At 40.5% G+C, this 13,279-nt stretch carries 14 protein-coding genes and 2 tRNA genes; 9 read left to right on the forward strand and 7 right to left on the reverse strand.

All coding sequences use genetic code 11. The annotated features are described in order from the left end of the window. On the forward strand, positions 1 to 1,621 hold a 1,621-nt coding region (locus tag PHW01_00005; protein MDD5626389.1), incomplete at its 5' end, for a recombinase family protein. On the opposite strand, the gene PHW01_00010 is transcribed toward PHW01_00005, so the two are convergent. The 4 genes from PHW01_00010 to PHW01_00025 all read right to left on the reverse strand — a co-directional run bounded on the left by PHW01_00010 (position 1,610) and on the right by PHW01_00025 (position 3,275). Then, positions 1,610 to 1,685, reverse strand: a tRNA-Ala gene (locus tag PHW01_00010). The two genes, PHW01_00005 and PHW01_00010, sit on opposite strands and share 12 nt — an antisense overlap. A 127-nt stretch (positions 1,686 to 1,812) precedes the next feature. After that, the gene (locus tag PHW01_00015; protein MDD5626390.1) at positions 1,813 to 2,718 is read right to left on the reverse strand and encodes a M48 family metalloprotease; all 906 of its coding nucleotides are present in this window, start codon (positions 2,716 to 2,718) and stop codon (positions 1,813 to 1,815) included. A 90-nt stretch (positions 2,719 to 2,808) separates the two neighbouring features. Next, positions 2,809 to 2,881 (reverse strand) — tRNA-Arg (locus tag PHW01_00020). A gap of 109 nt (positions 2,882 to 2,990) precedes the next feature. Continuing rightward, complete coding sequence (locus tag PHW01_00025) at positions 2,991 to 3,275, reverse strand: hypothetical protein (GenBank protein ID MDD5626391.1); 285 nt, start codon at positions 3,273 to 3,275, stop codon at positions 2,991 to 2,993. 503 nt (positions 3,276 to 3,778) lie between these two features. Between PHW01_00025 and lexA the strand changes: the two genes are divergently transcribed. Continuing rightward, positions 3,779 to 4,384: a transcriptional repressor LexA gene (gene lexA, locus PHW01_00030; GenBank protein ID MDD5626392.1), complete on the forward strand. Its 606-nt coding sequence runs from the start codon at positions 3,779 to 3,781 to the stop codon at positions 4,382 to 4,384. A 133-nt stretch (positions 4,385 to 4,517) separates the two neighbouring features. Here the strand turns inward: lexA and PHW01_00035 are convergent, their stop codons facing one another. The 3 genes from PHW01_00035 to PHW01_00045 form a co-directional block, all read right to left on the reverse strand. After that, complete coding sequence (locus PHW01_00035) at positions 4,518 to 5,042, reverse strand: GNAT family N-acetyltransferase (protein MDD5626393.1); 525 nt, start codon at positions 5,040 to 5,042, stop codon at positions 4,518 to 4,520. Positions 5,043 to 5,190: 148 nt separating this feature from the next. Next, on the reverse strand, positions 5,191 to 5,640 hold the full coding sequence (locus PHW01_00040) for a hypothetical protein (protein MDD5626394.1): 450 nt from the start codon (positions 5,638 to 5,640) through the stop codon (positions 5,191 to 5,193). Positions 5,641 to 5,972: 332 nt separating this feature from the next. Beyond that, the gene (locus PHW01_00045; GenBank protein MDD5626395.1) at positions 5,973 to 6,446 is read right to left on the reverse strand and encodes a hypothetical protein; all 474 of its coding nucleotides are present in this window, start codon (positions 6,444 to 6,446) and stop codon (positions 5,973 to 5,975) included. Positions 6,447 to 6,877: 431 nt separating this feature from the next. Between PHW01_00045 and PHW01_00050 the strand changes: the two genes are divergently transcribed. The 7 genes from PHW01_00050 to PHW01_00080 all read left to right on the forward strand — a co-directional run bounded on the left by PHW01_00050 (position 6,878) and on the right by PHW01_00080 (position 13,162). Next, positions 6,878 to 7,483: a sigma-70 family RNA polymerase sigma factor gene (locus tag PHW01_00050; GenBank protein MDD5626396.1), complete on the forward strand. Its 606-nt coding sequence runs from the start codon at positions 6,878 to 6,880 to the stop codon at positions 7,481 to 7,483. A gap of 337 nt (positions 7,484 to 7,820) precedes the next feature. Then, the gene (locus PHW01_00055; GenBank protein MDD5626397.1) at positions 7,821 to 8,243 is read left to right on the forward strand and encodes a hypothetical protein; all 423 of its coding nucleotides are present in this window, start codon (positions 7,821 to 7,823) and stop codon (positions 8,241 to 8,243) included. 4 nt (positions 8,244 to 8,247) lie between these two features. Continuing rightward, positions 8,248 to 8,727: a hypothetical protein gene (locus PHW01_00060; protein ID MDD5626398.1), complete on the forward strand. Its 480-nt coding sequence runs from the start codon at positions 8,248 to 8,250 to the stop codon at positions 8,725 to 8,727. A 31-nt stretch (positions 8,728 to 8,758) separates the two neighbouring features. Beyond that, a complete protein-coding gene (locus PHW01_00065) occupies positions 8,759 to 10,438 on the forward strand; it encodes an efflux RND transporter periplasmic adaptor subunit (protein ID MDD5626399.1) in 1,680 nt (559 codons plus the stop codon). A 146-nt stretch (positions 10,439 to 10,584) separates the two neighbouring features. Next, positions 10,585 to 11,295, forward strand: a complete 711-nt coding sequence (locus PHW01_00070; protein MDD5626400.1) for an ABC transporter ATP-binding protein — start codon at positions 10,585 to 10,587, stop codon at positions 11,293 to 11,295. Between the two features lie 5 nt (positions 11,296 to 11,300). Beyond that, a complete protein-coding gene (locus PHW01_00075; protein MDD5626401.1) occupies positions 11,301 to 12,521 on the forward strand; it encodes an ABC transporter permease in 1,221 nt (406 codons plus the stop codon). Positions 12,522 to 12,697: 176 nt separating this feature from the next. Next, a complete protein-coding gene (locus PHW01_00080) occupies positions 12,698 to 13,162 on the forward strand; it encodes a hypothetical protein (GenBank protein MDD5626402.1) in 465 nt (154 codons plus the stop codon). Positions 13,163 to 13,279 lie beyond the last annotated feature (117 nt).

Raw genomic sequence — 13,279 nt, forward strand, 5'->3', positions numbered from 1 at the left:
GCGCCTTGCGCAAAGCCATAAAATCCCACGGCGGGCAAAAAGAAAAGGAAATGGATTTGTCTTTTTCGTATCTAAAATAATAATTTATAAAATTATGCTCAAACCAAAATATTTTCTCTACGCTCGTAAATCAACGGAAGATGACGACCACCAAATTATGAGTATTGAAGCTCAATTATTTGAATTGCGAGAATATGCGCGTAGAGAAAATGTAGAAATTCTTGCAGAATTTACAGAAGCGAAAAGCGCAAAGAAACCCGGACGGGAAATGTTTGCCGCCATGATTACAGAAATTGAGAAAATGGACGGCGTAGGAATACTTTCGTGGCACCCTGATAGATTAGCAAGAAATAGTGTTGATGGCGGCAAAATTATTTATCTCGTAGACACGCAGAAAATAGTTTCTTTGCGCTTTCCGACATTTTGGTTTGAGCCCACGCCGCAAGGGTTGTTTATGTTGCAAGTGGCGTTCGGTCAATCCAAATATTACAGCGACAATCTCGTTGAAAATATCAATCGTGGTATTCGCCAAAAACTCCGCCGCGGAGAGTGGCTGACAAAAGCGCCGTTTGGTTATGTGAATAATACTAAAACACGAACAATAGAACCACACCCGACACTTTCAAAAGTTATTGTTCGCGCTTTTGAAGAGTTCGCCACCGGAAAACATACGCTCGGAAGTTTGGCGGAGTTTTTGGCTGAACTTGGTTTGGAAACAAAAAACCGAACGCCACTTGCCAAAGCGTCCGTTTCGCGAATGCTCACTAATCAAGCATATTTAGGTTTGGTGAAGCATAAAGGCGAATATCACGAAGGACGCTTTGAGCCAATTCTTTCCGCAACGCTTTTTGAAGTCGTGCAAAAAATTCTTTTGCGCCGTGCCAAACCTCGCAAAAGCAAACAACGCCACGATTTTCCATTTACCGGACTAATGACTTGCGGAGAATGCGGCTCGGCGATCACGGCGCAATTTTCGCGCGGCAAGTGCGGCGGACTATATCGCTATTATCGTTGCACAAAAAAGAAAGGTGTTTGCTCGCAAAAATATATCCAAGAAAAAGAACTTGCCGCGCAAATAAAGGCACGGCTTCAAAGCGTTGCCATTTGCGACGAGTGGACGAATAAAATGCTAAAGCAAGTTGACGAATGGGAAAAAGAACAAAACCACTCGTCGCAAAAGTTTGTCCAAAATCTGAAAAATAAAATGTTTGAAACGCAAGAGAAACTGGATAAATTGGTTTCCGCTTACATTGACGGCGACATTCCAAAAGAAAATTATCTGCCGAAAAAAGAGGAACTATTGAAGCAAAAAGTTTCTCTTGCGAACGATTTGGAAGATTTTGGACAAACGGGAAAGAATTGGCTCCAACCCTTGCGTGCGTGGATTTTAGATACGAAAAAAGCCAAAAATTTGGCTTCTTCCGAAAACTATGAGGAAATGAAGCGGTTTGTTCAAAAAGTCGGAACGAACCCCAAATTTTTGGATAAATCCATTTCCTTTTCTTTTTGCCCGCCGTGGGATTTTATGGCTTTGCGCAAGGCGCAAAGCCCGAATGCCGAGCGGCGAAGCCGCGAGGCAATCCTTTCCCAAAACGGCGAAAGTTGCGATTGGTGGACCTGAGGGGATTTGAACCCCTTACCTCTACAATGCGAATGTAGCGCTCTACCAAATGAGCTACAGGCCCGTTTTTTTAATTTTTAATTTTCAATTTTAAATTTTCATTCAATTTTTAATGCATTAATTTTAAAACTGTTTAAAAATTTTTTCATTAGAAATTTAATAGAAATTAGAAATTGAAAATTAGAAATTTATTAGAATCCCGTCTTTTCCCTTAAAATTCTAATCCTTTCTTCCACTGGGGGGTGAGTAGAAAAGAGTTTGGCTAGAAAACTCACTGCTTTTCTCCCTTTGAAGGGCGAAGTAATAAAAAGATGGGCATTGTAGTTCTGGGCGACACGCATCGGCGTCTTATCTTGCGCTATTTTTTCCAAAGCGCGCGCCAAACCTTCAGGATAACGGGTCAAAAGGGCACTGGAAGCATCGGCTAAAAATTCGCGTTTGCGGGAAATCGCAAGCTGAATCAGAGTGGCGGCAATCGGCGCGATAATCGCAGTTACCAATCCTAAAATCAAGACCAGAATACCTCCGCCCCCTGAATCTTCATCATTTCCACCTCTTCCCCAAAAAAATGCTCTTAAAATCCAATTCGCGAGCAGAGTTACAATACCCGCTAGAATGACCACAACCGTTTGCAATAATGTATCACGATTTTTAATATGGGAGATTTCGTGAGCAATCACCCCCTCTAATTCCACCCTTTCTAGTTTCTGCAATAACCCTGCGGTTACCGCCACCACGGCGTGTTTTTCATCTCTGCCTGTGGCAAAGGCATTGGGTTGCGCTTCGGGAATAATATAGACCTTGGGCGTGGGCATACCAGCGGTAATCGCCAAATTATACACAACACGATACAGTTCTGGAGCGTCTTTCTCTTGTATAGCTTCCGCACGGGTTAAGGATAAAACAATTTTATCAGAATACCAATAGCTTAAGATCGCGCTAATTGTGCTAAACAAAAAGGCAATTATTAAAATCAACTCGCTATCAAAGATATAGCTCAAAACCCAACCTAAAAATAAAATCACGAGCAAAAATAAGGTAATAAAAAACCATGTTTTGCGGATATTGGAACTAATTTGATTATAAACATTAGGCATTAAAATAAATTAAAAATTTAAAATGAAAAATGAAAAATTACAATGTAAAATTCAAAAGGTAAAATCTCGGGGTTTAAAGAAAGAGTATAGTGCGCTCAGCAGGATTTGAACCTGCGACCTCAAGCTCCGGAGGCTTGCGCTCTATCCGCTGAGCTATGAGCGCCAAAAAATAATATATGTCTGGAATTACAAATCAAAAATCAATATTAAAAAATTTTCTAAATAGAAAAACAACATTCAAGGATTACAATGACAAATGGGCATTTGATTGCCTATCCTAAAACCTTATAGACCGCATCCCCTTCGCGCACCTTTTGGCTTATTTGCAAACCAATTACATCACCCTGTTTTGCTTCTTGGACCTCTTTGTGCTCAATTTGCATTGATTCTACTTTTTGATCAAAATCATCACTATGCCCTTTCACGTGGATTGTATCGCCAATCTTTAATTCGCCTTTTGTAATCTCAATAATTCCCACGCCAATTTTGTTGTAATAATGGGTAATTTTGCCAATTTCTTCTTCTTGGCGCTCTGCTTGTTTTTTTTCTTCTGCCATATTTACCACCTCCTTTTTTGGAATATGGAATTATGAATTAGGAATATAGAATCAGAGTGTTTATTTATGATACTCTGCTTTTTTCAGAAAAATTGTTGTGTATTACTATTAATTCAGCTTAGTTCATTATAGCAAAAATATGTAAAAAAAGAAATTTTTTCAATAAAAATTCAAAAAATTTCATCTGTGGATAACTCACTTGTATTCGGTTTTTGTTTGGGTTATAATACAAAGAGATGGGCCTCGATGAGCAAACAACATAAAGCGTCATTGCGAGGAGTCCCGAGCTTGTCCCGTAGTACGCCTTAACCGGACAGGGCTTGCCGAGGGACAACAAAGACCGCCCGCCTCGCACTCCCGCGAAGCTTGCGAGCGGGAAGGCAATCTCATTAACAGCCATAAGAATGGTTATCAAAAAGATTTTCTAAAGAACAAAGGTTTTATAATTTTATGAGATTGCTTCGTCGCTCCTTGCGGTCACTCCTCGCAATGACGATATCAGTATGCAAATCACTAAACGTCAAAAACAAATTCTGGACTTTTTGGTTGAATTTATTGCCACGCACGACTATGCCCCTTCCTTTCGGGAAATAGCCGATCATTTTGGTTTGTCCTCCACCGCCACCATTCACGAACATATTAAAAACTTAGAAGATGCGGGTTATTTGCAGGCAGTCAAAGGCGAGGCGCGCTCCTTGAGTCCCTCCGGAAAATTCATCCGCTTTAAAAAAGCAATTGAATTGCCCTTGGTGGGTTTAATCGCCGCGGGCGAACCCATTGAAGCGATACAGGAAAATGAAACATTCTGCGTGCCCTTGGGGCTTGTAGACCACAAACCCAGCTCTTTTGTCCTGCAGGTAAAAGGCAGTTCTATGATTGAAGACGGAATTTTAGATGGCGACTATATTATTGCCGAGCGCAACTTTTCGCCAAAGAATGGAGACACAGTGGTCGCGCTTTTGAACAATCAATACGCGACGTTGAAAAAATTCTTTCGCGAAAAGAATCGAATTCGCTTGCAGCCCGCCAATCGCACAATGAAGCCGATTTATGTGAAGAATCCGGCGATTCAAGGAATTGTAAGGGCGGTGATGAGGAAGTATGTGTGAAAAGTTAAAAGTCAAATCTCAAAAGTCAAAACTACATCTAAAAGTGTAAAAGTAGCTTTTACTTTTCAGTTTGAAATATAAGGGGAACAAAAATCGACCTTGAAATGGGTCGATTTTTGGGTCTGGAAAAATTTTACAATTTCGGATATTTCAAAAAATTACTTTCTTTGGATTTTTGCAGAGATTTATAAAAGAAGTAATCATCGCTGCCATAATAATTCTCTGCTATTTTACCTAGCAATTTGTATCCTCTATTTTTATAAAAGTTTACATTCTTCTGATCGGTCCAAAGGTGAAGCTTGTGCACGCCTTTCTTCTTTAAATCGGTCTCACATAATTCTAAAAGCTTACTTGCAATCCCCTGACCTTGGTGTTTTGAATCCACTGCGATCCAAATAATCAAACATACGCCGCCGACATAAACGCCAACAACAAGATAGCCTACCACTTTTTGGTTGGCACAAGCCAAATAAATAACGATGTTATGATTTTTAAGACGCGCGGACAAGGAGACCGGATCGTATTCTTTTTTAAAAAAGTACTCTTGGGTTTTGATTGAATATTGCGGGAATTGAGAGTGAATGCTTTGCTTGAAAAATACATAAAATGGCTTGAAATCATTGGCAGTTGCTTTTTTAAATGTATATTTCTGTCTCATAAAATTTCATTCTTTTATTTTAGTTTAGCACCAAAATAAGCGATATACAAATATATGATGAAATTCTCCCCTGACAAGAGGAAGGGTAAAAATAAAAAAAGCTCGCTTCGTAGGTATTGCCTAAGAGGCGAGCGAAGGTTCTGAACATCTAAACTTCAAATCTATGATGAGGTTCATGACGATTACGAAACACCTCTATCATTCTTTGAAGTTTTGGGTCGTATTGTTTTTTGACCCACCACCAACTTCCATCTGGATCTTTTTGGAAAAAGAGGTGTGGTTCTGTGTGAGCCACTTCTTTTTCTACCCGGATTATTGTCACAACTATTTCACCGCGATAATTTCTATATCGCAGGAACATTGCTTTTTGGGGCGGATCTATGAGAATTTCACGACCTCCCCAGCCAACATTGCTGGGTTGCCAGCCTCGAGCACTATAACCAACCACTCTGCCGGAGATTTCAACTATCTCCTCATCAGTGCCTTGGACTATATCTTCGAGACTATTGTAAACTGGAACCAAAACCTCACTATAATATCTAGCGGATGGGTATTGAGGTTTGAGTTCACCGGAAACAACAGATCTTCTTGCAAACATTTTCGTTCTCCTTTCAAGATTCTCCTCTTCCCTTCCGGCCAGAAGGGATTTTTTCTAAAGTATTGACTTCAACATAGAAGTGAATACTGGCCATCAGCCTGACTAAGTTTGTTTAAAAAACTTAGAAGACCCATCGCCCTAAATCGGGCCAGAGAAAATAGCACCCTAAACGGGTAGAAAGGAGCGGCTACTTTTCCAAGCAACCAAATTAATTCTAAAGAAATAGAATCAAATTGCTTGCTTTGAATATTCAATCTCTAAAACCACAAATATTTATGGGTTTGGGGATTGGGGGCAATGTTATTATCATTGCCCGAGGTTTGATGTGTTAATTAGGCTAGTAGTGTGAGGCCTTTTAGAACCCCCAGTTGCTCGTCTGACAAAAGATGATCTAGCGAAGTCCCTAGGAGTAGCTTCATCATTCTTAAGGTCTCAAAGAGTTGGTTGATATACTTTCTAATGAACCCCCATGTCTGCTCACATAGCGAAAGATATTCTGCGTCTGCGAGATAAGCTGATGGGATATCATAATTCGCCCAACCGGCATTGAAGAGTATTTTTGCATATTGGCTGGATCCGGTTGAAATCATTACCGCCGCTGGAATTGGGTCGTGACGACCTTCTTCCCAATCTAACTTTCCTTCCTTCTTCAAACGATCAGTAATGTCTCCCATTTTTCCCTGAATATATCCATACTGCGGGAGACCCATTATTTCCATTTTAACATAGCCATTAACATCCTTATAAAACATTTCATATCCTCCATACAAAACAAACTGTAAGAAACTAATCTCGAGCAACCACACAATGTAGTGCTCCAGGGAATATGGAACGGCTATTGCAAGCCGCTTAAAATCCACGCCTTCGGTCAGGCATTCACTATAGATCGTCTAGGCGACCAAGCTGAGGCGGAAAGTTTTAAGAAGAGGAATTATAACCCCTCCTAACCTCCCCCCTTATCAGGGGAGGGACCGTACTTCCTTCTTTCGCCGCAATTTGGTCGCTTGGAGACATATAAAGTTTTAAAGAGCAAATGTTGCACTTCAAGGGTAAATTTACCCTTTTATTTTGTAAATAGAATTATAGCATATTTCAACAAAAAAGTCAACATTTAGCATCAAGTTTGGCTAAAATAAACGAAAAATTGCTTTATTTTGAGCTATTTTTGACTCCTAATACTTAGTCTGGATTCTGCTTTTTTGGCTTGACTCTGGTAGTAGCTTTCATTATACTACATATGCTTATGACGCAAAATCGTTCCGATAAACAACTAATCGCCGATTATCTTGCTGGCGACGAACCATCGCTGGAGGTTTTAATTCAGCAATATCTGAAGCCAATATACAGTTTTGTTTATAGATATGTGGGCAATATGGACAATACGGAAGATATCACCCAAGAGGTATTTGCGCGAATGTGGAAGAATATTAAAAAATTTGACCCCAAAAGAAAATTCAAAACTTGGCTTTTTAGTATTGCCAAAAACGCGGCCATTGATTTCTTGAGAAAGAAAAAAACCATACCATTTTCGGAATTTTTCGCCCAAGGCAGATCCGCTTTTGATGGAAAAAATGAAGAGGGAGAAAATATGATTTACGAAACATTAAGCGATCCAGCTCCCCTTCCCGATGAATTACTTGAACGCGCGGATATCGCCCAAATGCTCGCCTCGGCAATGGATAAACTTTCACCCAAATATCGTATGGTGATATTCCTTCGCTACAATGACCATTTTACTTTTCACGAAATCGCTGAATCCCTAGAAGAGCCGCTCAATACTGTAAAAAGCCGCCACAGAAGAGCGCTTGTTAAACTTAGACAAATTATTACTAAATCCGCCTGATACAGACCCGCCTAAATCTAGGCGGGTTTTATGATTATCCCTTTTGAATTACGAAATCCACGATTTGCCCATCGAAAGAACCCCCCTACCCCCCCTGTCAGGGGGAAATTTGTATTTTCTAACCTTCCACAAGGGGGTAAAGTATGGACGGGTGCACCAAAATGCATTCTTTGTTCGTATTAGTATATGTAGTAAACCCCGTTAGAGAACCTCGTTTTCTAACCCCGTCTAGAAATTTATTTCTAACGGGGCTAACGGTCTGCACCAATTAAAATCGGCGTATCCGTTACAAATTCATTTATAACGGGATGCACTTTCTCTAACGGGGTGAAAAACTATGCATAAAAACTACGAACAACTTTTTTCTCACCTTACGCCTCCAGAAATGCCGGATAATCTTTTTGAAAAGACGATGCGCCGCATCCAAAAAGAACGTCAATCTTCCATTCTTAAACGAAAGGTGATGATTCTCTCTATCGGAATGATTGGAATAATAGGCGCGGCAGCGGCTTTTATCCCTGCTTTTAAAATGGCGCAAACCGAACTGAGCGAATCTGGCTTTCCGTATTTTTTGTCATTAATATTTTCTGATTTTGAAACTGTGGTTGCATATTGGCAAAACTTCATTATGTCGCTTTTAGAAACATTGCCCGTTATGGGTTTAGCTACACTTCTCCTAACCATCTTAGTGTTTTTAGGCTCACTAAAATTTCTTGTAAGAAATGTTAAATCAATTTTTACACTAACAAATAACGCCTAAATTTATGGATTTCAACCAATTTTTTCGCTCAAAAATATTTAAAATTACACTCTTGACGATCGGGCTGCTAATCATCATTCTGCTTATTTTCCAAGCAGGAATGCTTGTCGGTTTCAAAAAAGCAGGTTTTTCCTACCGCTGGGGAGAGAATTATCATCGTAATTTTGCCGGACCTCGCGGAGGATTCTTTCAAGACTTTGCAGACAAGGATTTTATTGAAGCTCACGGTGTTTTCGGTCCAATTATTAAAATTGACGGTTCTACCCTTGTTATTAAAGGAGAAAGGGATATAGAGAAAATAATTTTATTGAAAGATGACACCGTAATTAAACATTTTCAAGACACAATCAAACCCGGCGATTTAAAAATTGACGACCATATTATCGTTATTGGCTCCCCTAATGATGCTGGTCAAATAGAAGCAAAATTAATTCGGGTTTTGCCGCCGCCATCTTCCGGGATGCCACCACCACCTGGAATGTAACCGTATTTATTAAAGATTATATATCAAAAATATGCTGCGAAATTTTTTCAAAATGATATCGCGCCACAAAATTATCACAACAATAGTTATTCTTGCGCTAGCAGGCGGTGGCTATTTCGGATATAAGGCATTAAAAGGAAACACAACCGAAACCCGCTATGTTTTGGCAACGGTTGAAAAAGGAACACTTGTGACATCGGTTACGGGAACTGGACAAGTGTTACCCGTTAATCAAATAGACATTAAACCCAGAGTTGCCGGCGACATAATTGATATTAATTTGAAAAGCGGCCAAGCGGTGTCTTCCGGCGAAGTTATTGCCAAACTTGATGTGAGAGATGCTACAAAAGCCGTAAGCGATGCAAAAATAAACCTGAATAGCGCAAAACTTGCTTTAGAAAAATTAACATCCTCATCTTTATCAACAAAACAAGATTATGTAGATGCTTATAATACTCTTGAGGGCGCGTTCCTTAATCTCACTACGAGTATTAACGGAATTGATGATATCTTGCATTATTCTTCTTATATCTGGGGTGATAATGGCAAGGCAGTGGAAGCATTCGGAGGCACTGCCACAACATATAGAAAAGACGCGGAACAAAAATATGCCGCCGCGCGCCAAAAATATGATAAAAATTTAAAAGATTATTCAGCTTTAAACCGAGACTCCGCGATAAGCACTTTAGAATCAGTTTTGGAGGAAACATACAACACGATAGAACTCTCCACGGAAGCGATAAAAAGCACAAAAGTACTGGTGGATTATGTCAATAATGAAACTGATCCAAATAATCGCACAACAGCAATGACAGTAGACCAAACGAGTCTTGCGACCTATACAACTAAAGCTGATTCCGATCTTACAGATCTTTTAGCGGCACAACAGGCAATTAAAGATTCGCAACAGGCAATTAAGGATTCACAAATTGATGTTCAATCGCAACAACTCGCTATTCAACTCAAAGAAAGCGCGCTTGGAAGTGTCCAAAAGGACCTCCCGAAGTATACTGTTGTCGCCCCGTTTGATGGCGTGATCACAACCGTAAATTCAAAAAAGGGAGACTCTATTACCACGGCAACAGCAATTGCCACGCTCATTAGCAAAGAGATGATTGCAGAGGTTACCCTTAATGAAGTTGATATGGCGAAAGTTCAATTAGGTCAGAAGGCAACGCTCACCTTTGACGCGATTGAAGGTTTAAGCCTCACAGGGGAGGTGGCAGAAATTGACACACTAGGAACAGTAACCCAAGGAGTGGTGACTTACAATGCGACAATCGCTTTTGATACGCAAGATAAAAGGATAAAACCCAATATGAGCGTTTCCGCCACGATCATCACTGAAGCAAAACAAAATGTTTTGTTGGTTCCCAATTCCGCGGTCAAATCTTCAGGCAATAATACAAATTACGTGGAAATGCTTGAACCGACGGTTATTGCGAGCCAACCTGCGGCAGGGAGTGCTGGCATTGTCTCAAGGACGCCTCCGAGAGACCAACAAATACAAGTTGGTTTAGTGAATGACACATCCACAGAAGTCATAAGCGGACTCAAAGAAGGCGACCAAGTGATTATTCAAACTATCAACACATCAAGTACGCAAAGTACTCAATCGCAAAGTCAAGGTGGTCTATTTCAAGTGCCAGGAGGAGCCAACAGAGGCGGTGGCGCTGGAATTAGAGGCGCTTCGCAAATCCACGACGATTAATTTAACCCCGCTCCCTCCCTCTCCGCCTCCCCCTCGGGCAGGGGGAGAGCCGCTCCCTTCCCCTTCGAACCCGCTACGCCGACCCGCTACGCCAGAGTGTCAGCGAGGCGAGCAGGAGGAGTAAATTTCGTAATTTAAGGTTTAATATGATTGAATGCAAAAATATAACAAAAATATACCAAAGCGGCACAGTGGAAACAATCGCTCTCAAGGGAATATCATTAACCATTAAAGATGGTGAATTTGTGGCTATCATAGGCCCTTCTGGTTCAGGCAAATCAACCCTAATGCACATAATAGGAGCGCTGGATACGCCAACAGAAGGCGAATATTTATTTGATGGTGATGATGTTTCCAAACTTTCTGATGACGAATTAGCCGACATCAGAAAAAATAAAATCGGATTTGTTTTCCAATCATTTAACCTCTTGCCGCGCGCAACCGTTTTGCGCAATGTTGTGTTGCCGCTCGTTTACGCTGGCATCCCAAAGAGTGAGCGTGAAGCGCGAGCGAAAACCGCGCTCCAAAACGCGGGTTTAAGCGAATCTCACTTTAATCATCTTTCTAATCAACTTTCAGGTGGACAAATGCAGAGAGTGGCAATCGCGCGGGCGCTCGTCAACAATCCAACACTGATTTTAGCTGATGAACCAACGGGTAACCTTGATAGTAAAACTGGTGAAGCTGTTCTTAAAACTTTTCAGAGTCTAAACAAACAAGGCAAAACAATTATTTTAATTACTCACGAAAAATATATCGCAGAGAGAACGAAACGCATAATTGATATCAAGGACGGAGAAATTATTGAAGATATTGCTACTCATCATTCTAAAACAGCTCAACAAATTCAAGAATAAAAAATATGTTCATCGCTGATCTATTTCAAGAAACATTTTCGGCTATATTTGTAAATAAAGCACGTTCGGGACTTACTATGCTTGGTATTGTTATTGGCATTGGTTCAGTGATCGCGATGATCTCTATTGGCCAAGGAGCGCAAGGTTCAATTGAATCCAGCATCCAATCAATCGGATCAAATCTAATATTAATTATGCCTGGATTTCAAAGAGGATTCAGCCAAGTTAGCTCCGGGCGCGGCGCGGCAACAACTTTAACCCAAGCCGATGCCGATGCCATCCAAAAAGAAATTACGCTGACGAAAGCTGTTGCTCCGGAAATCTCAAGAAGATATCAAGTAACCGCGAAGGGTAAAAATACCAACACGCAAATTGTGGGAACCGTCGCAGTATATCCAGAAGTGCGCAATATTCAAATTGACAATGGTTCATTTATTTCTGATCAAAATGTGGTTGGTTTATCTAAAGTAGCTGTGCTCGGCCCTACGACAAGAGATGATCTTTTCGGAGAAGGCACAAACCCCATCGGAGCAAGTATCCGCATCAACCACGTGGATTTCAAAGTGATCGGCGTTACTAAATCCAAAGGGGGTAGCGGCTTTGGCAGCCAAGATGATGTGATTTTCGTGCCCCTTTCCACAGCCCAACGGTTTCTCGCGGGCGATACTTACGTGACCACAATCAGCGTGGAAGCAATGGACCAAAACTCTATGGTTACCATTCAGCAGGAAATCAGTGATTTATTGCTCCAAAGACATAATATATCTGATCCCCAGCTCGCCGACTTTCAAATATTAAATCAGCAGGATATTGTGCAAACCGCTTCAACAGTGACAAACACTTTTACAATGCTCCTTGCTTCCATAGCTGGTATCTCTCTTATCGTGGGCGGCATCGGCATTATGAATATGATGCTCACGACCGTCACGGAACGGACGCGGGAAATCGGATTGCGCAAAGCCATTGGCGCCAAAAAGAAAGACATTAATCTTCAATTTCTGACTGAAGCTATTATGCTTACATTTATAAGCGGAATAATTGGGGTCTTCTTGGGGTGGCTGGTCTCTTTAATAATTTCTCATTTTGGTGGTATTGCGACACAAATTTCACTATCTTCAATCATCTTGGCATTTGGCGTGTCAGCCGCTATCGGAATTATCTTTGGTTATTACCCCGCCCGCCGTGCCGCGGGACTAAATCCTATAGAGGCGCTGCGCTATGAATAATACAAAATTTTAATTCTTAATTTTTGATTTTTAACTAACTCTTATTTGCCCTGTTAGAAATAAATTTCTAAACGGAGTCAGAGAATGAGGTTCCCCCAATGGAGTTTGCTTAATTTTTATTGACATTATAAATAAGATAATAATTTAATAACTTAATAAAAAATAACCAAAAAATTATGACTACAGAAAATTTATCAAAAACATCTAACGGGATAAAAAAAATATTGCCTATGGTGATTTTGCTGATATTGGTTATTGGTGGCGGAACTTTTTACGGAGGAATGAAATATAGTCAAAGCAAGAGAGGTAATCCAAACTTCGGAAATCTTTCACCAGAACAACGTCAGCAACTCGGCGCGAACGCGAGAGGAGGATTAAGATCAGGAAATCAGGGAAGAGATAATTTTACTGCTGGAGAAATCATTGCTAAAGATGATAAAAGCGTAACCGTTAAACTCAGTGATGGCGGTTCAAAAATTATTTTCTTTTCGGATTCTACTGAAGTTGTAAAATCGGTGAGCGGCGCTGCAAGCGACTTAGAAATCGGTAAGACAATTACCGTAAATGGCACAGCGAATCAGGACGGCAGTATGACCGCCCAATCAATTCAGCTAAGACCGGCAAATCCACCTACTCCCTAATATGGAAACAAAAGCAAGTATACGGGGAATAAATCCCGCGTTAATTTTGATGCGGGATTTTTATAATCGGAAATAAAAAAAGGTAATTAACTTTTGTTTGTTAATTACCTTAAATAA

The organism is Patescibacteria group bacterium (genome assembly GCA_028717685.1).
GTDB lineage: Bacteria > Patescibacteriota > JAQUNI01 > JAQUNI01 > JAQUNI01 > JAQUNI01.